The 20782-nt window shown below is 74.2% G+C and carries 17 protein-coding genes and 1 riboswitch; of the genes, 5 read left to right on the top strand and 12 right to left on the bottom strand.

What is annotated here, in order from left to right:
• Positions 1-79: 79 nt before the first annotated feature.
• The 3 genes from E4622_RS02255 (at position 80) to E4622_RS02245 (ending at position 2450) form a co-directional block, all read left to right on the top strand.
• The gene (locus tag E4622_RS02255) at positions 80-298 is read left to right on the top strand and encodes a hypothetical protein (protein ID WP_134738460.1); all 219 of its coding nucleotides are present in this window, start codon (positions 80-82) and stop codon (positions 296-298) included.
• A gap of 87 nt (positions 299-385) precedes the next feature.
• The gene (locus tag E4622_RS02250) at positions 386-1300 is read left to right on the top strand and encodes an alpha/beta hydrolase (RefSeq protein ID WP_134738459.1); all 915 of its coding nucleotides are present in this window, start codon (positions 386-388) and stop codon (positions 1298-1300) included.
• Position 1301: 1 nt separating this feature from the next.
• Positions 1302-2450, top strand: coding sequence for a PQQ-dependent sugar dehydrogenase (locus tag E4622_RS02245; protein ID WP_245155843.1), 1149 nt, complete (start codon positions 1302-1304; stop codon positions 2448-2450).
• A gap of 6 nt (positions 2451-2456) precedes the next feature.
• On the opposite strand, the gene E4622_RS02240 is transcribed toward E4622_RS02245, so the two are convergent.
• Positions 2457-3482: a LacI family DNA-binding transcriptional regulator gene (locus E4622_RS02240; RefSeq protein WP_209021749.1), complete on the bottom strand. Its 1026-nt coding sequence runs from the start codon at positions 3480-3482 to the stop codon at positions 2457-2459.
• A 31-nt stretch (positions 3483-3513) separates the two neighbouring features.
• Between E4622_RS02240 and E4622_RS02235 the strand changes: the two genes are divergently transcribed.
• The gene (locus E4622_RS02235; protein ID WP_167735950.1) at positions 3514-4680 is read left to right on the top strand and encodes an MFS transporter; all 1167 of its coding nucleotides are present in this window, start codon (positions 3514-3516) and stop codon (positions 4678-4680) included.
• 56 nt (positions 4681-4736) lie between these two features.
• Here the strand turns inward: E4622_RS02235 and E4622_RS02230 are convergent, their stop codons facing one another.
• The 6 genes from E4622_RS02230 to E4622_RS02205 all read right to left on the bottom strand — a co-directional run bounded on the left by E4622_RS02230 (position 4737) and on the right by E4622_RS02205 (position 11725).
• A complete protein-coding gene (locus E4622_RS02230; protein ID WP_134738457.1) occupies positions 4737-5636 on the bottom strand; it encodes an NAD(P)-dependent oxidoreductase in 900 nt (299 codons plus the stop codon).
• A gap of 70 nt (positions 5637-5706) precedes the next feature.
• On the bottom strand, positions 5707-6498 hold the full coding sequence (locus E4622_RS02225) for an ECF transporter S component (protein ID WP_134738456.1): 792 nt from the start codon (positions 6496-6498) through the stop codon (positions 5707-5709).
• Entirely contained in the window at positions 6495-8057 is a 1563-nt protein-coding gene (locus E4622_RS02220) for an ABC transporter ATP-binding protein (RefSeq protein ID WP_134738455.1), read from the bottom strand. Before E4622_RS02220 ends, E4622_RS02225 begins: the two co-directional genes overlap by 4 nt.
• Positions 8054-9133, bottom strand: coding sequence for an energy-coupling factor transporter transmembrane component T (locus E4622_RS02215; protein ID WP_134738454.1), 1080 nt, complete (start codon positions 9131-9133; stop codon positions 8054-8056). Before E4622_RS02215 ends, E4622_RS02220 begins: the two co-directional genes overlap by 4 nt.
• 10 nt (positions 9134-9143) lie before the next feature.
• A complete protein-coding gene (locus E4622_RS02210; RefSeq protein ID WP_134738453.1) occupies positions 9144-10067 on the bottom strand; it encodes a hypothetical protein in 924 nt (307 codons plus the stop codon).
• A gap of 14 nt (positions 10068-10081) precedes the next feature.
• On the bottom strand, positions 10082-11725 hold the full coding sequence (locus E4622_RS02205; protein ID WP_134738452.1) for a prenyltransferase/squalene oxidase repeat-containing protein: 1644 nt from the start codon (positions 11723-11725) through the stop codon (positions 10082-10084).
• A 103-nt stretch (positions 11726-11828) separates the two neighbouring features.
• Positions 11829-11909: riboswitch (cobalamin riboswitch) on the bottom strand.
• 140 nt (positions 11910-12049) lie between these two features.
• Here E4622_RS02205 and E4622_RS02200 point away from each other — a divergent pair.
• A complete protein-coding gene (locus E4622_RS02200; protein WP_167735949.1) occupies positions 12050-14149 on the top strand; it encodes an acyltransferase family protein in 2100 nt (699 codons plus the stop codon).
• A gap of 15 nt (positions 14150-14164) precedes the next feature.
• Here the strand turns inward: E4622_RS02200 and E4622_RS02195 are convergent, their stop codons facing one another.
• Genes E4622_RS02195 through ligA form a run of 5 tightly spaced genes read right to left on the bottom strand, consistent with a single transcriptional unit; the run spans position 14165 to position 20712 of the window.
• Positions 14165-15136: a helix-turn-helix transcriptional regulator gene (locus E4622_RS02195; protein ID WP_134738450.1), complete on the bottom strand. Its 972-nt coding sequence runs from the start codon at positions 15134-15136 to the stop codon at positions 14165-14167.
• Between the two features lie 42 nt (positions 15137-15178).
• Positions 15179-16672: an Asp-tRNA(Asn)/Glu-tRNA(Gln) amidotransferase subunit GatB gene (gene gatB / locus E4622_RS02190; RefSeq protein WP_134738449.1), complete on the bottom strand. Its 1494-nt coding sequence runs from the start codon at positions 16670-16672 to the stop codon at positions 15179-15181.
• A complete protein-coding gene (gatA, locus tag E4622_RS02185; protein WP_134738448.1) occupies positions 16672-18201 on the bottom strand; it encodes an Asp-tRNA(Asn)/Glu-tRNA(Gln) amidotransferase subunit GatA in 1530 nt (509 codons plus the stop codon). Before gatA ends, gatB begins: the two co-directional genes overlap by 1 nt.
• Positions 18198-18497: an Asp-tRNA(Asn)/Glu-tRNA(Gln) amidotransferase subunit GatC gene (gene gatC / locus E4622_RS02180; RefSeq protein ID WP_134738447.1), complete on the bottom strand. Its 300-nt coding sequence runs from the start codon at positions 18495-18497 to the stop codon at positions 18198-18200. Before gatC ends, gatA begins: the two co-directional genes overlap by 4 nt.
• Before the next feature lie 34 nt (positions 18498-18531).
• Entirely contained in the window at positions 18532-20712 is a 2181-nt protein-coding gene (gene ligA, locus E4622_RS02175; protein WP_134738446.1) for an NAD-dependent DNA ligase LigA, read from the bottom strand.
• Between the last annotated feature and the right edge of the window lie 70 nt (positions 20713-20782).

The following is a 20782-nucleotide window of genomic DNA, read 5'->3' as shown; positions in this document are numbered from 1 at the left end:
ATGTCACGTGGGAGAGACGCCGTCGTCGCACCCCGCGCCTAGCGTCGGGCGTACGCCGCCAGCCAGCTCGGGAGTCGCCATGCTCGTCTCGATCGCTCCGCTCGCCCTCCTCGGCTCCGCCGCGGGTCGCGTGCACCGATGGTCGGTCGAGTCCCAGCAGCAGGGCCGGCGCAACGCCATGATCGCCGCGACCGAGTGCGCGCAGCGGCGCGCCGAGCGCGAGGAGGTCGACGACTTCTTCGTCGCCCTTGCCGCACCACGGACCGACGAGACCGTTCGCCGTACGGCGCACGCCTGACCACTCCCCTCATGCCGGGCTCACCGGGCTTCCCTGCCTCCCACCCGGTGAGCCCGGCGTTCACGCCGGCTGGGGCACAATCGGTCCATGCCGACCCCAGCAGCGCGGACGACGACCCCGGCGAGCCTGGCGTTCCACGACGTCCTGTCCGACGACGGCACGGTGCTGCGGGCCTGGACCAACGACCCGGACGGCCTCGCCGACGGGCCGACCGTCGTGCTCTGCAACGGGCTCGGCACCAGCGCCCACGCCTGGCCCGCGCTGCTGCGGCCCGACTGCGGCGTCCGGGTGGTGTCGTGGAACCATCGCGGCACCGGCGGCTCGGACCGGCCGGCGGACCCCCGCCACATCGACATCGAGCACTTCGTCGAGGACGCGCTCTCGGTCATGGACCACTTCGGCGTCGACCGGGCCGTGCTGATGGGGTGGTCGATGGGCGTCAACACGATGTTCGAGATGGCGGTGCGGCACCCCGAGCGGGTGCGCGGCCTGTTCGCCGTCGCCGGCGTGCCGGGCGACACCTTCGCCACCATGCTCGGCCCGCTGCGACTTCCTCGCCCACTCGCCCGGCTGCTGACCGTCAACCTCACCCGCGTGCTGCGGCTCGGCGGCTTCGCCCTGACCCCGGTGGCGTCCCGGCTGCCCGTCGGGCGGCGCACGATCGCCGCGCTGAGCCACACCGGCTTCATGTTCCCCGTGCCCGACCCCGAGCTCGCGGCGACGGCGGTGCGCGAGTTCCTCACGACCCCGATCGGCTGGTACATGCAGCTGGCCCTCAGCACGTCCCGGCACGCGCGGGTCTCGCTGAGCCAGGTGGACGTGCCGTGCGCCTTCGTCGCCGGCACCTACGACGTGCTGGCCGGTGCCCGCGACATGGCGTCGGCGGCGGAGCGGCTCCGCGACGCGACGTACGACGAGATCCGGGGCTCGCACTTCATCCAGATGGAGCAGCCCGAGCAGGTGCACCGGCTGCTGCTCGACTTCCTGGCGAAGGTCGGCTGAGGTGCGGCTGCTGACGGCGGCGGTGGCCGCGGGCGTCCTCCTGCTCGCCGGCTGCGGGCAGGAGGACGGGAGCGGCGAGTCGTACAGCGGCACCGTCTCGCCCGAGCCCAGCGACGGGGGCCCGAGCGCCACTGCGACGGGGAGCGGCCCCACGACGCCGCCCGTACCGGCCGCACCCGCCGGACCGCCACAGGTGGTCGAGGAGGTCGCGACCGGGCTCGAGGCGCCGTGGGGGCTGGCCTTCCTGCCCGACGGCGACGCCCTGGTGACCGAGCGCGACACCCGCCGGATCCTGCGCATCAGCGGCCCCGACCACGCGGTCACCGAGGTCGCCACGATCGACGCCGCCGCTCCGGAGGGCGAGGCCGGGCTGCTCGGGGTGGCCGTGTCCCCCACCTTCGCGGAGGACTCGCTGGTCTACCTCTACGTCACCACCGAGGAGGACAACCGCGTGGTCCGGGCGACGCTCACGGGTGACGGCCTCGGTGAGCCGGAGCCCATCCTCACGGGCATCCCCAACGGCTTCATCCACGACGGAGGCCGCCTGCAGTTCGGACCCGACGGCTTCCTCTACGTCTCCACCGGCGAGACCGGCGAGGGACCGCTCGCCCAGGAGCGCGACGGCCTCGCGGGCAAGATCCTGCGGATCACCCCCGATGGTCAGCCGGCACCAGGCAACCCGTTCGGCACCCCCGTGTGGTCCTGGGGCCACCGCAACGTGCAGGGCCTGGCCTTCGACGACGCCGGGACGCTGTGGGCCTCGGAGTTCGGGCAGGACGAGTTCGACGAGCTCAACCGCATCGACGCGGGCGCCAACTACGGCTGGCCCGAGGTCGAGGGCGAGGGCGGCACGGACCGCGGCTTCGTGGACCCCCAGCAGGTCTGGGACCCCGACGACTCCTCCCCCTCCGGCCTCGCCTACCTCGACGGCCACCTGTGGATGGCCGCCCTCAACGGCGAGCGGCTGTGGCGAGTGCGCGTCGACGGCCGCCGCGCCGTCCAGCCCGAGGGCTTCTTCATCGGTGAGTACGGCCGGGTCCGCACCGTGGCGGTCGCCCCCGACGGCGGGCTCTGGGTGATGACCAGCAACCGCGACGGGCGCGGCACGCCCCGCGAGGGCGACGACAAGATCCTGCTCGTCCAGCCCTGAGCCGGCTCAGCCGCCCGTGGAGGCCCGGCTGACGACGCGCCACGCGTCGCCGTGGTCGGTGGCGGCGCCTCCCAGCGCGGCGCTCGCGCACGCGGCCCCCTGCGCGCGCATGTCCTGGGCGACGGTCGTCAGTCCGTGCTGCCCGGCGAGGTGGCAGTCGTCCCATCCACTGACCCGCAGCGCCGGGGAGACCCGCAGCGCCCCGACCGCCAGCCGGTCGCTCATCGCCGCGACCCCGTCGAGGTCCGGGGTGTCGGCCAGCAGCTTCGTGGTGACCGCCTCCGCGTCGGACTCGTCGTTGCCGCGGCACACGCCGACGGGCACGGCGGACCAGTCGAGGCCGAGGTCGGTCGCGGCGTCGCGGTAGCCGGCGAGCCGCTCCCGGGTGACCGGGTAGGCGACCGACGCGGGGTCGAGCCCGTGCGCGAGGAACGTCTCCCGGCTCCGGTCGACGGGCAGGCTCAGCACGACCGGACGACGCGTGCCCGACCAGACCTCGGCGGCGACGGCGCGGGCGGCGGCGCGGTTGTCGATGCTGACCAGCGTGGTGCCCTCACGCTCGGGGCCGCCGTGGACGACCACCGGACGGCGGGTGCTGCAGGCCGCCTCGAGCACCGGGTCGTCGGCCGTGGTCGTCCAGACGACGTAGGCGTCCACGGCCGCGGCGACCACCCGGGAGGGGTCCTCCTCCCCCGTCCCGGTCGGCACGATGAGCAGGCCGTAGCCGCGCTCGGCGCAGACCTCCGCGACGCCCGCGAGGAACGCGACCGCCTGCGCGTCGTCGAAGGCGTAGGTGAGGTGCTCGCCCATCACCACCCCGAGCGTGCGCGTGGCGCCGTAGCGCAGCGACCGGGCGCTGGGGTCGGGGCCGGCGTAGCCGAGCGCGGCGGCGGCGTCGAGCACCTTGGCCCGGCTCTCGGGCGAGACCCGCTCGGGGCGGTTGTAGGTGTAGGACACCGTCATCGGCGACACCCCCGCCGCCCGGGCCACCTCGGTCATCGTGACGCGGCGCGACGAGCCAGGCGGTTGCATACGGCCAGCATAGATGTGTAGCGTTACACACATGACTCGGTTCGTGCGCGGCGCGCCCACGGTGCTCTCGTACGCCGCCCTCCTCTGCTTCGCGTTCTGGGTCTACGGCTACGGCCCCGCGCTGTCGCTGCTGCGCGACGAGCTGCACTTCTCCTACACGACGCTCGGCGTCTACACCGCGGCCTGGTCCTCCGGCACGGTCGTGACCGGGCTGCTCTTCGCGCCCCTCGCCCGGCGGGTCCCCCGCGCCACGCTCCTGTGGGGGTCCTCCCTGCTCGCGGTGGCCGGGCTCGCCCTCTTCGTGCTGGGCTCGGGCGTGGCGGCGACGCTGGCCGGCGGCGCCGTCCTCGGCGTCGGCGGCACCATGCTCCTCACCGCGATCCAGGCGCTGCTGTCCGACACCCACGGCGAGCAGCGCGACCGCGCCCTGGTCGAGGCCAACATCGGCGCCGCCGCCTGCGCCGTGGCGGCCCCGCTCGCGCTGGGGGCGCTCGCGGCGGGGGCGCTGGGGTGGCGGGCGGCGTTCGCCCTGCCGGCCGTCGCGCTGCTCGCGCTGTTCGTGCGCTACCGGCGCCTCCCGCTCCCCGACCCGGCCCCGCGCGACACCGACCGTCCCGGCCCGCTCCCCCCGGCGTGCTGGCTCTACGCCGGACTGGCCGCGGCCAGCATGGCCGTGGAGTTCTGCCTGGCCTACTTCGGCACCGAGGAGCTCAAGGACACCGGCCTGACCACGGGTGCCGCGGTCCTGGCGATGAGCAGCCACTACGTCGGCCTGCTCGTCGGCCGGGTCGCCGGCTCGGTCGCGACGCGGCGACCCGGTCGCACCGCGCTCCTGCTCTGGGCGTCCCTGGCCGCGACCGCCGTCGGGTTCACCCTGTTCTGGCTGGCGCCGACGGTCTGGGTGGCGGTCGTGGGGCTCTTCGTGGCCGGGCTCGGCATCGCCAACCTCTACCCCCTCGCGGTCGCCCTCAGCCTGACGGCCGCCCCCGGCCGCGAGGACCAGGCCAACTCCCGCTCCCAGCTGCTCGGCGGCCTGCTCGTCGTCACCGCGCCGTACCTGCTGGGCACGCTGGCCGACCGGGTCGGGCTCACCTGGGCGTTCACGGTCGAGCCCGCGCTGATCGCGCTGTGCGTGCTGCTGCTCGTCGCGGGGAGCCGCGCCGAGCGCGCCGCGGCGCGTCAGACGGAGGGCGCCTGACCCCGGAAGCCGGCCATGATCGTGTCCGAGCTCGCGGTCGCCGCCTGAGCCACGGCTCAGGCGGCCCCGGGGTCGGCGAGGACGTCGCGCCAGGAGTGGGTCGGGTCGAAGCCGACGAGGTCACGCGCCTTGTCGATGGCGTAGAACGTCTCGTCCCGGCCCATCTCCCGGCGCACCGGCACGCCCGCGTAGAAGCGGTCCCGGATCTCCTGGGTGCTCGCCGCCACCGACATGTCGGCGTTGGCGACGTTGAAGACCTCGTAGCCCAGCCCGTCGGTCTCCAGGCAGCGCTGCACCATCTGGCCCAGGTCACGGGTGTCGATGTAGGCGAACAGGTTGCGGCGGCGCGGCGAGGGGTCCTCGAGGAAGCGCGGGAACAGCTCGGCGTACTCGTGCGGCTCGATGACGTTGTTGATCCGCAGGCCGTAGACGTCGGCGCCCGTGCGGGCCTGGAAGGAGCGTGCCGTCGCCTCGCCGGCCACCTTCGACATCGCGTAGGCGTCCTCGGGCACGGTCGGGTGCTCCTCGTCGACCGGGACGTAGAGCGGCCGGCGCTCGCCCTGCGCGAAGCAGACGCCGTAGGTGGTCTCGGAGGACGCGAACACGATCTTGCGCACGCCGAGCCGGGTGGCGGCCTCCAGCACGTGATAGGTGCTGAGGACGTTGGTGGCGTACGTCGCCGCGTCCGAGGTCAGCGCGATCCGCGGCACCGCGGCGAAGTGGACCACCGCGTCGTAGCGAGGCGGCTCCGGCAGGTCCAGCTCCTCCAGCGTGGCCGTGCCGGCGAGCGCCGAGTAGACCTCCCCACCGTCGGTGAGGTCGACGCGGAGGTCGGCGATCGCGGGGTGCCCCAAGGGAACGAGGTCGGCGTTGGTGACGTGGTGGCCCCGGTCGGCGAGGTACGGCGCGACGTGTCGGCCGGCCTTCCCGCTGCCGCCGGTGAAGAAGATGCGCATCACGCCCCGTACCCGCGCGTGTCGTGGCGCACTCCCTCGAGCTGCGCGAGGCGGTCGGTCGCCCGGTCGGCTAGCCGGCCGTGACGGTCGCCCGCTTCGCGGCACGCCGCAGCGTCGTGAGGATCGCCGGGCCGAGCACGACGATCGCGACGGCGTTGGTGATCGCCCGGCCGGTGTCGAAGCTGCCCGTGGACGTGAGGAGCGTGTACCTCAGGAACGTCGCCAGGTTGTCGGCCAGCGGGGCGCCGGGCACGTAGGACAGCGAGCCCTCGTGGCCCGGGACCTGGACGCCCAGCAGGAACGGCCAGCCCGAGAGGTTCATCAGCAGCCCGAAGACGTACGCCGCCAGCACGCCGTAGGCCGCGAGCATGGCGATCTCCGCACGACCGGTCACCCGTCGCGGCAGCAGCCCGGCTCCCATGCCGATCCACGCCGACACGATCATCTGGAACGGCAGCCACGGCCCGACGCCCGCGGTCATCAGCGCCGAGGCGAACAGCGACGTGCAGCCGAGCACGAAGCCGAAGCCCGCGCCGAAGACCCGGCCGCCGAGGATCAGCAGGAAGAACACCAGCTCGACGCCCGCGGTGCCGGCCGAGACGGTGCGCAGGATCGCGTTGACCGCGCTGAGCACGCCGAGGACGGCCAGCACGCGCGCATCCATGCCGCCCTCGCTCAGCTCGGCGAGGACCACCGCCACGACGATCGGCAGCAGCGCCAGGAAGAGGAACGGCGGGTCGACCCGGGTGTCCTCGGAGACCTTGAGCAGCAGCGGCCAGCACAACATCATCAGGCCGGCGACCGACGCCACGCCGAGGACCGCCGCAGAGCGCAGCGAGACCGGGACGGCCGGGGTGCTCATCGGCCCTCCAGGGCGGTGACGACCTCGTCGACCCGCAGCCACGGCGCGCCCAGCACCTTGGTGACCTGCGGGGCAAAGGCGGGTGACTCGGCCACCACGCGGCGTACCGGACCGGACGAGACGACCTCACCCTCGGCCATCACCACGACGTCGTCGGCGGCCAGCGCGGTGAACTCCACGTCGTGGGTCGCCACGAGGACGGCGTGGCCGTCGTCCGCGAGCCCGCGCAGCATGCGGGCGAGCGACCGCTTGGCGGCGTAGTCGAGGCCGCGCGTGGGCTCGTCGAGGAGCACGACGTGGGGACGGGCCACCAGCACCAGCGCCAGGGCGAGGGCCAGTCGCTGACCCTCGGAGAGGTCCCGCGGGTGGCTGTCGCCGGGGATGCCGGGGACCAGGCCGTCGAGGATCTCGCGGGTGCCCTCGCCGCCGGCGGCGCACTCCTCGTCGACGGTCTCGAGGTAGAGCAGGTCGGCGGAGGTCTGCGGCAGCAGCCCCACCAGCGCGCGACGCTCGGCCGGCTCGAGCCGGGCGGGGTCGGTGTCGCGGACCGCGACCGAGCCGTGCTGGCGCCGACCGGTGCCCTGCAGCGCCCAGAGCAGCGAGGACTTCCCCGAGCCGTTGCGGCCCATGAGGGCCGTCACGCGCCCGGCGCCCAGCGTGAGGTCGAGCTCGCGCACGGCCACGGTGCGGCCGTGGCTGACCGTGACGCCGCGCGCCGTCAGCGCCGGGGTGACGGGGACGACCGGCTCGTCCGCGGGAGGGGCGAGGTCGAGGCCGCGGGCCGCGCGTCGCGCCTCGCGGACGGTGAGCGGCAGCGGGTCCCACCCGGCGGCGCGACCCAGCTCGACGAGGGGCGGCACGACCGGCGAGTGCGCCAGCAGCACGGCCGGGGCACCGACCGCGACCCGGCCGTCACCGGTGAGCAGACACATCCGGTCGGCGAAGGGCACCACGCGCTCGAGGCGGTGCTCGGCGACCAGGACGGAGACCCCGAGGTCGTGCACGAGCCGGGTGAGGGTGGCCAGGACGTCCTCGGCGGCCGTCGGGTCCAGCGCCGAGGTCGGCTCGTCGAGCACGAGCAGGCGCGGGTGGGTCGTCAGCACCGAGCCGATCGCGACCCGCTGCTGCTGACCACCCGAGAGGGTGCGCAGGTCCCGGTCGCGCAGGTCGGCGATGCCGAGCAGGTCGAGGGTCTCCTCCACGCGGCGGCGCATGCTGCCCGGCGCGAGGCCGAGCTGCTCCATCCCGTAGGCGAGCTCCTCCTCCACGGTGTCGGTGACGAAGCCGGCCGCCGGGTCCTGGCCGACGTACCCGATGACGTGGGCGCGCTCGCGCGGTGGCGTGTGCAGGATGCTGACCCCGTCGAGGAGCAGGTCGCCGCGCAGGTCGCCGCCGGTGAAGCGCGGCACCAGCCCGGTCACCACGCCCAGCAGCGTGGACTTGCCGACGCCGGTCGGACCCGAGACGAGCACGAGCTCGCCCTCCTCGACCTCCAGGTCGACGCTGTCGAACACCGGCCGGTCGCCGTAGGAGAAGGAGACACCCCTCAGCTCGATCATGCGCCGACCTCCCGCGGCGGGGGCGCCGTCGCGGCGGCCGAGGCGCCCAGCAGGACGCCCACCAGGGCGAGCAGGCTGATCTCGGGCGCGCGGTCCAGGTCGGGGTAGGCGATCAGCACCTGGTGGGTGCTGACCCACCACCCGACGACGCCGACGGCCAGGCCGGCGGCCACCACCGCCAGCTCCGGCCAGCGCCAGCGGTCGGGGCGGTAGCGCGTGCGCTGCACCCGGCTCCCGGCGCTCACCAGCCCGGCCACCGCGACGACCAGCCCGAGGGCGAGCATCGGGAGCGCGAGCAGTCGGGGTGCGGTCTGGTCGAGCAGGGCGTAGACGCCCACGCAGACGCCGCAGAGACCGGCCAGCATCAGCGCCCCCGTCGTACGCCGCTGGGCCGGGGTGAGCCCGCCGGCGCGGCCGTAGCCGCGCGTGTCCATGCCGGCCGCCAGCGCGAGCGAGCGCTCCAGGGCGTCCTCGAGCACGGGCACCAGGAAGCGCCGCAGCCGGCGGACCCGCCCGCTCTCCCCCGCCCGCAGCGACTGCGCGGCCCGCACCCGGCGGACGCTGTCGGCGAACTGCGGCAGCACGGTCACCGCCACGACCAGCGCGGTGCCGATCTCGTAGAGCGCGGGCGGCATGGACCGCAGCAGCCGCTTGGGGTTGGCCAGCGCGTTGGCGGCGCCGATGCAGATCACGATCGTCGCCAGGCGCATGCCGTCGTAGAGCCCGGCGAGCAGCGCCTCCCGCGTGACCGGTCCGAGCAGGGTGATGCCGAGGACCCAGTCGGGCAGCGGGACCGTCGGCAGGTCGAGCAGGACGGTGCCGGGGTAGGTCCCGCCGAAGACCAGGCGGAACACCACGCGCAGCACGACGATGGCCGCACCCAGCCAGACGTAGAGGCGGAACGAGCGGGCCCACGGCTGGTCCGAGCGTCGGGCGATGACCACCACGGTCGCGACCCCCACGAGGAGCAGGAGCACGAGCGGGTTGGTGGTGAGCGAGGCCGCCGTGCACAGTCCGATCGCCCACAGCCACCAGGCCACGGGATGGACGTCGCGCGGGAGCCTGGCCCCGCTCATGCCGGGTCGGTCACGCGGGGCCGGACCGCCGCCGCAGCAGGAACACGATCCCGGCCACGGCGAACAGGCCACCGATCAGCACCGGTGCCACGAACGCCGGCAGCCCGTCGTCCTGCGGCTCGGCCGCCGTCGGCGCCGTGCCCGTCAGCTCGCCGTCGTCCGCCGGGATGGTCGGCGTCGCGCTGGGCGAGCCCGAAGGTGCCGGTGTGGTGCGGGGCACGCGGCGCTTGTCCGCCTTGCCGGGCTTGCCCGGCTTGCCGGGCGCAGCGGTGGACGACGCGCTCGGAGACGCCGAGGGCGCTGCCGATCCCGAGGCGCTCGGACCTGTCGTGGCGCCGCCGCCCTGGCCGCCGCCCGAGCCCGACCCGTTGCCTGAGGACTGACCGCCGTTGCCGTTGCCGGCGCCGTTGCCGGTGCCGGATCCGCCGTTGCCGGCGCCCCCCGCGCTGGGAGCGGGTGACGGCGACGGAGCCGCGGCGTGCTTGGCCGGGTCGAAGCGTGGCTGGGGCGAGCCGTCGACGGCGTCCCAGGCGAAGGCGACGTAGCCACCGGCCGGGACCGTGAGGGAGTCCACGCCCTCGGAGGCGTAGACCCAGCCGCCGCCGCGCCCGTCGGACCACCACAGGCCCCAGTAGGAGCTGGCGGGCGGCGTGTCCGCGCAGGACCGCTGCGGCACCCCGGACACCCGGCACACGAAGCCGGGGGTGGTGGCGACGTCGGTCAGCGCGAAGCCCGCGGCCCCGAAGAGCTCGCGGGCGTCGCCGCCCGAGCCGCCGACGCACGCCGACTGCACGCCGCCGCCGCCGAGGCCGGCGAAGTCGACGACGACGCTCACGCCACTGCCGCTCGAGCAGCCCGTCGCCTGGACCGGCGCGCTGGAGGGCCACACCAGCATCGCCGCGGCCAGGGCGGCCGCAGCGACGAGACGAGACATCGGAGCGAGCATGATCAGCGGGTCACCCGGAACTTCTTGGTGTGGGACCGGATCGCCGGGAACTCCCCGCGCACCGAGACGGCGGCCTTGCCGGCCTTGCCGGTGACCGTGAAGCGCTTGGCGAAGGTGCCCTTGGCGGTCGCCTTCCCTGCAGCGACCCGCTTGCCGCGGAAGGTGATGGTGACGCGCTCACCCGCGGCGAGCCCGGAGACTCGGACGACCTGCTTCCTGCCGCGCGCGACCGCGCTCTTCAGCGTGAACGGCAGCTTCTTGCGGGCCAGGGTCCTGAACGTCGTCGCGCCCACGGCCGAGCTCCCGTTCACCACCCGGAACGGGGTGGCCGCGGTGCGCAGCGGCGTGGTGGCCCGGAAGGTCGCCACCCCGGCGACGTTCGCGACCGCGCGCTGCGAGGTGGTGCCGAGGGTGCCGCAGACGGCGTCGCCCGGCGCCACGTTGCGGACGGTCACGGTCTGGACCGACCCGGCGGGCACGTAGGCGCTGGTGCCGGTGACCACGGGGGTGCCCACGGCGGCGGGCGCGTAGGTGAGCGCCGGCAGCGCCTGCACGGTGGCGCGCTGCCACCGGCCGGCGGCCTCGGAGCCGATGCCGCCGACGCCGGCGGCGAGGTCCTTGTCGTTGAGGGCGATGGCGCCCAGGTCACCGGCGGCGTAGGCCGCGCAGGTGCCGTCATTGCTGGCCTGGTGCGCCCGGACCCACGTCGCGGCCTTGGCGGCCGCGGGGTCCTGGCCGGTGACCCCGAGCGCCCAGCCGGCCAGGCCGGTGCTGTTGGCGTTGGGCGTGCCGGCGGAGCCGTCGTCGGTGAAGCCGCCGTCGGCGCGCTGCACGGAGGTCAGCCAGGCGGTAGCGGCGGTGACCGCGGTCTGGGCGGGGGAGGTGTCCACGCCGCGCAGGGCGAGGACGGCGAGCGCCGTGGCGTCCACGCTCGTCCGGCTGAAGGTCGTGGCCGCGCAGGTCTGGGCGACCTCCTCGCCGGGCAGGTCCTCCATGAAGGACCCGTCGGCGCACTGGAGGCCGATCAGGTACGTCGCGGCCCGCTGCGCCTCGAGGCTCGAGGCGGCCGCGAGGCCGCGGACGGCGAAGGCCTGTCCGAGGACGTTGGTGAAGCCGCTGACGGTCGGCCCACCGTTGCTGGTCTGCGGAGAGACGGCGCGACCCGTGAGGGGGCCGGCGTCGGGGATGACCCCCTCGAGCTTGGCCACCAGGTCGACGCCGTCGACGTCGGTGGCGTCGATCTCCGCCGCCTGCAAGGAGACGAGCGCCTTGCCGAGGCTGCCGGCCGCGACGCCCTCGATCAGCGGCGTCGTCTCGCAGGGCGGCGACTCGGCGAAGGTCGGGTCGTCGCAGTAGGCGTAGTCGGTGTAGGCGGTGAGGTTGTCGGCGACACCGGCGCCGATGACGTCGACCTGCTCGTCGTACCCGCCGACGAACGCGAGGGCCAGCTGCTGGTCGATCGTGTTGCCGGTCAGGAAGCCGTAGGCGGGCGGCACCTCGGCGAGCCAGGCGGCACCGGCCTGGACGGGCGCCGGGTCGGGCTCGGCGGCGTACGACGGCGCCGAGGGCAGTGCGGCGACGGTCGCCAGCGCGAGGGCCGGGGTGGCCAGGAGAGCGGCCGCGCGTCGGAGGACGGGCTTGTTCATGTGTTCCTCTCCGCTGCACGCAGCGGAGGCGTCCGAGCCGTTTGCCCGGGGGGCGCCACCGCTGCTGGTCCGCGACAGCGAGTGATCAGGACGCGTCACCCCAGGTGCTCCGGCTCGCACCCCGGTCTCGAGAGACCGTGGTGCCTACGGTTGCGGGTCAGCGCCGGACTCGGACCGGCTTCCCCTGGTGTGGGCGTGATGAGTGTCCGGGCGGCACCCTACCAACGACGCGCCCTCCCGCCGTCTTCGCGGCGTCCCGGCCCCGGGCGGGCCACCGGCGCGTGATTGCCCGATCCCCCGGACCCCGCACTAGCCTTGCGCGTCGTGACTGCCGCGACTGGTGATGCCGTGCCCCCCGGCGCGCGCACCGGCTTCCGCCCCGACATCGAGGGCCTGCGCGCGGTGGCGGTGCTATCGGTGCTGATCTACCACGCCGATCTCGCGTGGGTGCCCGGCGGCTTCGTGGGCGTCGACGTCTTCTTCGTCATCTCGGGCTTCCTCATCACCTCGCTCATGGTGCGTGAGGTGGAGCGCACGGGCCGGCTCAGCCTGGCCGGCTTCTGGGCCCGGAGGGCGCGGCGCCTGCTTCCGGCCAGCACCCTGGTCCTGGTGTTCAGCGCGCTCGTGGCGCTGGTGTGCCTGCCGGTCAACAACCGCAAGGAGTTCGGCGGCGACATCGTGGCGGCGGCCGGCTACGTCGTGAACTGGCGCCTCGGCCTGCGCGCGGTCGACTACCTCGCCGAGAACGTCGGCGCCTCGCCCGTGCAGCACTACTGGTCGCTGGCGGTCGAGGAGCAGTTCTACGTCGTCTGGCCGCTGCTCATCGCCGCGATGGTGGGCCTCTTCCGCGCCCGGTGGCGCCTCGCCCTGGTCGTGGGCATCGCCGTGGTCACCCTGGCGTCGTTCCTCTTCACCCTGTCGTACGCCGCCGAGCAGCCGGGCCTGGCGTTCTTCGTGTCCACCACCCGGGTCTGGGAGCTGGGCGTCGGCGCGCTGCTGGCGCTGGCCCTCCCCTCGCTGGTCCGCCTGCCCGCGGCCGCGCGCGGCGTGCTCGGGTGGGTCGGCCTGGGGCTCGTGGCCTACGCGGTCCTCACCCTCGACGAGACGACGCGGTGGCCGGGCACGGCCACGCTGCTGCCGGTCCTCGGCACGGCGGCGGCCATCCTGGCCGGCGGCGGCGTCGCGGCGACCTGGGGCGTGGGCCGGCTGCTCGGCCTGCGACCGGCCGTGTGGGTCGGCGGCCTCTCCTACTCGCTCTACCTCTGGCACTGGCCTTTCCTGGTCGCGGCCGAGGGGTTGTGGGGCGAGCTGCGCGTGCGGGACGGACTGCTCGTCGTGGCGGCCTCCGTGGTTCCGGCGTGGCTGTCCTACCGCTACGTCGAGGGGCCGCTGCGCCGGGCGCCGCGTCTCGCGCTGCCCCGGCCCGCGCTGCTCGCGGGCGCGTCCTCGATGGCGGTGTCGGCCGTCGCCGGCCTGGCCCTGGTGGCGTCGTTCGGGCTCATCGACACCGTGGAGCAGGCCTCCCCCGACGAGGCGATCGGCGCGGTGGCGCTGAGCGACCCGCGCTACGCCGACACGGACTGGGCGGCGATCCGGAGCGTCGACAAGCTGCGGCCCTCGCCCCTCGAGGCCTACCGCGACCTCCCCGAGATCTACCGCGGCTCGGCGCCCTGCGTCGTGGGCCGCTACGTCGAGGACTTCCAGGTCTGCGAGTTCGGCGACGTCGACTCCGACCGCACGGTGGCGCTGGTCGGGGACTCCAAGGCCGCGCAGTGGTTCGCCCCCGTCCGGGCCATCGCCGAGCGGGAGGGCTGGCGCCTGGTCGTGGTCACCAAGAACGGCTGCGCGTTCGCCGACGTGACCCGGCTCGCGGAGGGCCAGCGCAACCCCTCCTGCGACGCCTGGTCGCCCTGGGCGATCGAGACCGTGGAGGAGCTGGCCCCCGACGTGGTCCTCACGGTCACGCGCTTCCGCGACGCCCTGCCTCCCGACGACGCGTCGTCGACCGATGAGCGGCACGAGCCGATGGTCGACGGGCTGGTCGGCTACTGGGAGCGGGTGCTGGCCACGGGCGCCACGCTCGTGCCCATCCTGGACACCCCCGTGCCGATGAACGGCACGATCCCCGACTGCGTGCAGGACCACTCCGACGACCTCACCCAGTGCGTCAGCCGCAAGAAGCGCGGCGTCCGCCTCTCGGGCGCCCCGACCCAGCGCGAGGCGGCCGAGCAGGTCCCCGACGCTCACGTCGTCGACCTGACGCCGCTGCTGTGCCCGGACCGCGACCGCTGCGCGGCGGTGATCGGCAACGTGCTGGTCTACCGCGGCGGTGACCACATCACCGACACCTACGCCGAGACCGCCACCGCCGCCCTGGCGCGCAAGCTGGCGAAGGCGACCGACGGCCGGCTCGGCCGGGGCTGACCGCGGTCCGGGCACTCAGGGCGCCGAGAGCCGCTCCCACGCCATCCCGAGCGCGAAGCGGCTGGTGACGCCCAGCTCGACCATGGCCTCCGCGATCCGGCGGCGCACCGTGCGGTCGGTCAGCCCGAGCCGCTGCGCGATCGCGTCGTCGGTGAGCCCCTGGCCCATGAGGCCGAGGATCGGCACCCACGGCGACTCCGACTCCTCCCAGCGGTCCGCGGCGTGCCAGAGCTCGTCGAAGACCAGGGCGACCGCGGCCACGACGGGTGGGGTCCGCACCGCCAGCAGCCGCGTCGGCGCCGGCGAGCCCCACAGGATGGGCACCCCGACGATGCTGCCGGCGTCGACGTAGAGCCAGCTCGGGGTGTTGCGCGAGCGGCGCAGCTGCACCCCCCGCCGGCGTACGTCGTCGAGGCGCTCCGCCAGCTCACCGGTCGGGTGGAGGTCGACGTTGACCAGGACCCGGAGGTGGCCCTCCTCCATCCGGCCCTGGAGGTCGGCCAGGTGGCCGGCCCGCAGCGCCGCGAGCAGGGGGCCCTCCTCGGGGAAGACCATCGACGGGCGCGACGTCGTCTCCGCGGCGGCGTGGCGGAACCAGGCGTCCCCGGAGTCCGAGACCGCGTGGATGATGTTGACCGCCAGCGGGTGCCGGCCGCCGTCCTCGACCTCGCTGATGTCCCAGGCCCGGATCAGCCGCGGCAGCGCCTGCATCAGCGCCGTCGTCCGCACCGCCTCGTCCACGATCCGCTCGGCCCTGGCCGCGCCGATCGCGACGAACGCCGTGTAGGGCGAGGTGTAGTCGAGCCGGCCGTCCGCCTCGGCGAGGAAGCCGCCCGCGTAGAGCGCCTCGAGGCGCGCCTGGAGGTCACCGGGCGGCGCCGGCAGGGCGCCTCGCAGCTCGTCGACGCTCGCGCAGCGCTGCAGGTACGCCGTCTCGAGGATCTCCAGGGTCACCGGGTCGAGCAGCGGGGACTCGGAGGGCGTCACCCCGCGCACGCTACGGCGGTCGGCCGGCGGCGGGAAGGGCCCTCAGGTGAGCTTCTCGAGCACCAGCTCCCGCACGCGGGCGGCGTCGGCCTGGCCGCGCATCTCCTTCATGACCGCACCGATGAGGGCGCCGGCCGCGGCGACCTTGCCGTCGCGGATCTTGTCGGCCACGTCGGGGTTGGCGGCGATGGCGGCGTCGACCGCGGCACCGAGCGCGCCGTCGTCGGAGACCACCGCGAGCCCACGGGCGGCGACGATCTCCTCGGGCGTGCCCTCGCCGGCGATGAGGCCGTCGAAGACCTGACGGGCCAGCTTGTCGTTGACCGTGCCGGCGTCGACCAGCGCCTGGACGGCCGCGACCTGCGCGGGGCTGACGCCGAGGTCGACGACGTCGACGCCCGCGTCGTTGGCGCGGCGGGCCAGCTCGGAGCTCCACCACTTGCGGGCGGCCTGCGGGGAGGCGCCGGCGGCGACGGTCTCCTCGATCGGCACGAGCACGCCCGAGGCGACGACGTCGCGCATCTCGAGGTCGGTGTAGCCCCAGTCGGACTGGAGTCGGGCCCGGCGCTCGACCGGGTTCTCCGGCAGGGTCCCGCGCAGCTCCTCGACCCACTCGCGGCTCGGCGCGACCGGCACCAGGTCGGGCTCGGGGAAGTAGCGGTAGTCGTCGGCGTCGGACTTGGCGCGACCGGCGGTGGTCACGCCGGTGTCCTCGTGCCAGTGGCGCGTCTCCTGGAAGATCGCCCCGCCGGCGTCGAGCACCGCCGCGTGGCGCTGCATCTCGTAGCGCACCGCCCGCTCGACCGAGCGGAAGGAGTTGACGTTCTTGGTCTCCGTGCGGGTGCCGAGGCCACCGGTGCCCTTGGGCGCGAGCGACAGGTTGACGTCGGCGCGCAGGTTGCCCTGGTCCATGCGGGCCTCGGACACTCCGAGCGCCAGGATCAGGTCGCGCAGCTGGCTGACGTAGGCGCGCGCGACGGCCGGGGCCTTGGCGCCCGCGCCCATGATCGGCTTGGTGACGATCTCGATGAGCGGGATGCCGGCGCGGTTGTAGTCGACCAGCGAGTAGTCGGCGCCGTGGATGCGACCGGTGGCGCCGCCGACGTGCAGCGACTTGCCGGTGTCCTCCTCCATGTGGGCGCGCTCGATCTCCACGCGGAAGGTCTCACCCTCCACCTCGACGTCGATCCAGCCCTCGAAGCAGATCGGCTCGTCGTACTGGGAGGTCTGGAAGTTCTTCGGCATGTCCGGGTAGAAGTAGTTCTTCCGCGCGAAGCGGCACCACTCGGCGATCTCGCAGTTGAGCGCGAGGCCGATGCGGATCGCCGACTCCACCGCCTTGCCGTTGACGACCGGCATCGCGCCGGGCAGGCCGAGGCAGGTCGGGCACACCTGGGTGTTCGGCTCACCGCCGAAGACCGCCGGGCAGCCGCAGAACATCTTGGTGTGGGTGTTGAGCTCGACGTGGACCTCCAGGCCGAGCGCGGGGTCGTACGCCGCCAGGACGTCGTCCCACGGGACGAGGGTGTCGGTCATCAGGATGCTCCGTTCAGGGCGGGGGCGCGGTCGAGCAGCGGGCCGCCCCACTGGTCGGCGAGCAGCGTCTCGAGCGCCGCGCCGACGCGGTAGACGCGGTCGTCGGCCATCGTCGGGGCGAGGATCTGCACGCCCATCGGCAGGCCGTCCTCCTCGGCGAGGCCTCCGGGCACCGAGATGCCGGGCACGCCGGAGAGGTTGGCGGGAATGGTCGCGAGGTCGTTGAGGTACATCGCGATCGGGTCGTCGAGCTTCTCCCCCAGCTTGAACGCCGTGGTCGGCGCCGTCGGCGAGACCAGCACGTCGGCCTGCTGGAAGGCCGCGTCGAAGTCGCGTGAGATCAGCGTGCGGACCTTCTGCGCCTGCCCGTAGTAGGCGTCGTAGTAGCCGCTGGACAGCGCGTAGGTGCCGAGGATGATCCGGCGCTTGACCTCGTCGCCGAAGCCGGCGTCGCGGGTGGCGCGCATGACGTCCTCCGCGCTCGGGCTGTCGATGCCCTCGGGCAGCACCCGCAGGCCGTAGCGCATCGCGTCGAACTTCGCGAGGTTGCTCGACGCCTCGGCCGGCAGGATCAGGTAGTAAGTGGCCAGCGCGTGCACGAAGGTCGGGCAGGACACCTCGACCACCTCGGCGCCGTTGGCGACCATCAGGTCGACGGCCTCGGCGAAGCGCGCCTGCACGCCGTCCTGGTAGCCGTCGCCGCCGAGCTCCTTCACCACGCCGATGCGTACGCCGGTCAGGTCGCCAGTCGCGCCGCGGCGGACCGCGTCGGTGAGGTCGGGGACCGACTGGGTGATCGACGTCGAGTCGCGCGGGTCGTGCCCGCCGATGACCTCGTGCAGCAGCGCGGCGTCCATCACCGTGCGCGTGACCGGACCGACCTGGTCGAGCGAGTTGGCCAGCGCGACCAGCCCGTAGCGCGAGACCGAGCCGTAGGTCGGCTTCACGCCGACGGTGCCCGTGACGGCGCCGGGCTGGCGGATCGAGCCGCCGGTGTCGGTGCCGAGCGCCAACGGCGCCTCGAAGGCGGCGACGGCGGCGGCCGAGCCGCCACCGGAGCCGCCGGGGATCCGGTCGAGGTCCCAGGGGTTGTGGGTCGGGCCGTAGGCGGAGTGCTCGGTGGAGGAGCCCATCGCGAACTCGTCCATGTTGGTCTTGCCCAGGATCGGCAGCCCGGCGGCGCGCAGCCGGCTCACCACCGTGGCGTCGTAGGGCGGGACCCAGCCCTCGAGGATCTTGGAGCCGCAGGTGGTCGGCAGCCCCTCGGTGGCGAGGACGTCCTTGACCGCGATCGGGACCCCGTCGAGGGCGCCGGCGGGGCGGCCCGCGGCGCGACGGGCGTCTGACTCGGCCGCCTGGGCGAGGGCTCCCTCGGCGTCGACGTGGAGGAACGCGTGGACGGCACCGTCGACCGTGCCGATGCGGTCGAGGTGGGCCTGGGTGACCTCCACCGAGGTGGTCTCCCCCGCGGCCAGCGCGTCGGCCAGCTGGGCGGCGGTCCTGCGGGTCAGGTCGGCTCCGGCGCTCACTGCTCGTCCCCCAGGATGCGCGGGACCATGAAACGCTGCTGGTCGCTGGCCGGGGCGCCGGACAGCGCCTGCTCGGCGGTGAGGCTCGGCGTGACGACGTCCTCGCGGAAGACGTTGGTCAGCGGCATCGGGTGCGAGGTGGGCGGTACGTCGTCGCCCGCGACCCCGCTGATCGAGGCCACCGACTCGAGGATGACCGACAGCTGCGGGGCGAGGTGGTCGAGCTCGGCGTCGTCGAGGTCGATCCGGGCGAGGTCGGCGAGGTGGGCCACCTCGTCCCTGGAGATTTCAGGCATGGGTCAATCCTAGGGTGGCCGTCCGGCCGGCGCGTCACCCGTCGGAGGCCTCGTCGGGAGCCGAAGCCGGCGGCCCCTCGGCCAGCAGCTGCTTGAAGCCGTCCTCGTCGAGGATCGGCACCTTGAGCTGCTCGGCCTTGTCGGCCTTGGAGCCGGCGTTGTCGCCCACGACGACGTAGTCGGTCTTCTTCGACACCGAGCCCGATGCCTTGCCGCCGCGGCTGAGGATCGCCTCCTTGGCGGAGTCGCGGCTGAAGTCGACCAGCGAGCCGGTCACGACGATGCTGAGTCCCTCGAGGGTGCGGTCGACCGAGGCGTCGCGCTCGTCCTCCGTGGTGACGCCGGCGGCCTCCCACTTGTCGACGATCTCGCGGTGCCAGTCGACGGAGAACCACTCGATGACGGCCTCGGCGATCGTGGACCCGACGCCCTCGGCGGCGGCCAGCTCGGCCTCGGCGGCCCCGCGGATGGCCGCCATGGAGCCGAACTCCTGGGCCAGCGCCCGCGCGGCGGTGGGGCCGACGTGGCGGATGGAGAGCGCGACCAGGACCCGCCAGAGGGGGACGCCGAGCGCCTTGCCGAGGTTGTCGAGCAGGCGGCGGCCGTTGGCCGAGAGGACCCGGCCCTCCACGGCGTCGTCCAGCTCGGTCTTCTTGGCGGCGCGGGTGAAGAGGTCGGTGCGCAGCAGGCGGTCCTCGTCGAGGTCGAACACGTCGCCCTCGTTGCCGATGACCTCGGCCTCGAGCAGGGCCGTGGCCGCCTCGTAGCCGAGGCCCTCGATGTCGAAGGCGCCGCGGCCGGCGACGTGGAAGACGCGCTCGCGGACCTGGGCGGGGCAGAACTGGTGGTTGGGGCAGCGCCGGTCCTTGTCGCCCTCCTTCTGCTCGACCAGCGGGGTGCCGCAGCCGCCGTACTCCGTCGGGCACACCGTGGGTGGCACCCACGGCTCGAGGCCGGGAGGCCGCAGGGCGAGCACCGGCCCCAGGATCTCCGGGATCACGTCGCCGGCCTTGCGCAGGATGACCGTGTCACCGGGGTCGCCGGGGCGGACGTCCTTGCGGTCGACCTCGTAGAAGTTGTGGAGCGTGGCGTTCTCGACGGTGGAGCCGGCCACCAGCGTCGGCTCCATCACGCCGTAGGGCGTGGCGCGGCCGGTGCGCCCGATGTTGACGCGGATCTCGAGGAGCCGGGCGTTGACCTCCTCGGGCGGGTACTTGAACGCGATCGCCCAGCGCGGCGCGCGGCTGGTCGAGCCGAGACGTCGTTGGAGGGACACGTCGTCGACCTTGACCACGACCCCGTCGATCTCGTAGGGCACGATCGTGTGGCGGTGCTCGCCGGCGTGGGTGACGTAGCCCTGGACCTCCTCGAGCGTGGGCAGCACCTTGACCTGCTCGGAGATCGGCAGCCCCCACTCGCGCAGCGCGTCGTAGGCCATGGACTGCGCGGTCGGCTCGAAGCCGCGGCGGGCGCCGATGCCGTGGCAGACCATGCCGAGCGCGCGGGTGGCGGTGACCCGGGGGTCCTTCTGCCGCAGCGACCCGGCGGCGGCGTTGCGCGGGTTGGCGAACATCGCCTTGCCGGCGTCGGCCATGGAGGCGTTGAGCCGGTCGAAGGCGTCGCGGGGCAGGAAGACCTCGCCGCGGACCTCGAGCAGGTCCGGCACGGCGTACGTCGCCGACTCGGCCAGCCGGTGCGGGATGGCGTCGATCGTCTTGACGTTGGGGGTGACGTCCTCGCCGGTGCGCCCGTCGCCGCGGGTGAGCGCGCGGACCAGGCGGCCCTTCTCGTAGAGCAGGTTGATGGCCAGGCCGTCGACCTTCAGCTCGCACAGCAGGTCGGGCGACTCGATGCCGTCGCGCGCCAGCCGGGCGTGCCAGGTCTCGAGCTCCTCGAAGGAGAAGGCGTTGTCGAGGCTCTCCATGCGCTCGAGGTGGTCGACGGCGGTGAACTCCGTCGAGACCGCTCCCCCGACCTTCTGCGTCGGGGAGTCGGGGGTGCGCAGGTCGGGGAACTCCTCCTCGAGCTCCTCCAGGCGCCGCATCCGGTGGTCGAAGTCGGCGTCGGACAGCGTGGGATCGTCGAGGACGTAGTAGCGCCAGCGGGCGTCCTCGACCTCCTCGGTCAGGCGCTGGTGCTCGTCGCGAGCCTCGGGGGTCGCCGGATCCACGGGGCTGGCGGGCTGCTGAGGCTGCTCGTCGGCGGCGTCGCTCATGGGCACATCCTGCCGCGTGCCGCCGACACCGCGCACACCCCTCCGGGGCAGGTCGGGGCGGGATCCGCGC

The sequence above is a fragment of the Nocardioides sp. 503 genome (assembly GCF_004522095.1).
Classification (GTDB): Bacteria; Actinomycetota; Actinomycetes; order Propionibacteriales; family Nocardioidaceae; genus Nocardioides.
The sequence above is the reverse complement of the archived record's forward strand: the minus strand, read 5'-3'. Positions and strand labels throughout refer to the sequence as shown.

Excerpts from the sequence above, each read along its gene's own strand:
- E4622_RS02255 (WP_134738460.1), top strand. The coding sequence starts at position 80 with ATGCTCGTCTCGATCGCTCCGCTCGCCCTCCTCGGCTCCGCCGCGGGT.
- E4622_RS02250 (WP_134738459.1), top strand. The coding sequence starts at position 386 with ATGCCGACCCCAGCAGCGCGGACGACGACCCCGGCGAGCCTGGCGTTC.
- E4622_RS02240 (WP_209021749.1), bottom strand. The coding sequence starts at position 3,482 with ATGCAACCGCCTGGCTCGTCGCGCCGCGTCACGATGACCGAGGTGGCC.
- E4622_RS02235 (WP_167735950.1), top strand. The coding sequence starts at position 3,514 with ATGACTCGGTTCGTGCGCGGCGCGCCCACGGTGCTCTCGTACGCCGCC.
- E4622_RS02230 (WP_134738457.1), bottom strand. The coding sequence starts at position 5,636 with ATGCGCATCTTCTTCACCGGCGGCAGCGGGAAGGCCGGCCGACACGTC.
- E4622_RS02225 (WP_134738456.1), bottom strand. The coding sequence starts at position 6,498 with ATGAGCACCCCGGCCGTCCCGGTCTCGCTGCGCTCTGCGGCGGTCCTC.
- E4622_RS02220 (WP_134738455.1), bottom strand. The coding sequence starts at position 8,057 with ATGATCGAGCTGAGGGGTGTCTCCTTCTCCTACGGCGACCGGCCGGTG.
- E4622_RS02215 (WP_134738454.1), bottom strand. The coding sequence starts at position 9,133 with ATGAGCGGGGCCAGGCTCCCGCGCGACGTCCATCCCGTGGCCTGGTGG.
- E4622_RS02210 (WP_134738453.1), bottom strand. The coding sequence starts at position 10,067 with ATGTCTCGTCTCGTCGCTGCGGCCGCCCTGGCCGCGGCGATGCTGGTG.
- E4622_RS02205 (WP_134738452.1), bottom strand. The coding sequence starts at position 11,725 with ATGAACAAGCCCGTCCTCCGACGCGCGGCCGCTCTCCTGGCCACCCCG.
- gatB (WP_134738449.1), bottom strand. The coding sequence starts at position 16,672 with ATGACCGACACCCTCGTCCCGTGGGACGACGTCCTGGCGGCGTACGAC.
- gatC (WP_134738447.1), bottom strand. The coding sequence starts at position 18,497 with ATGCCTGAAATCTCCAGGGACGAGGTGGCCCACCTCGCCGACCTCGCC.
- ligA (WP_134738446.1), bottom strand. The coding sequence starts at position 20,712 with ATGAGCGACGCCGCCGACGAGCAGCCTCAGCAGCCCGCCAGCCCCGTG.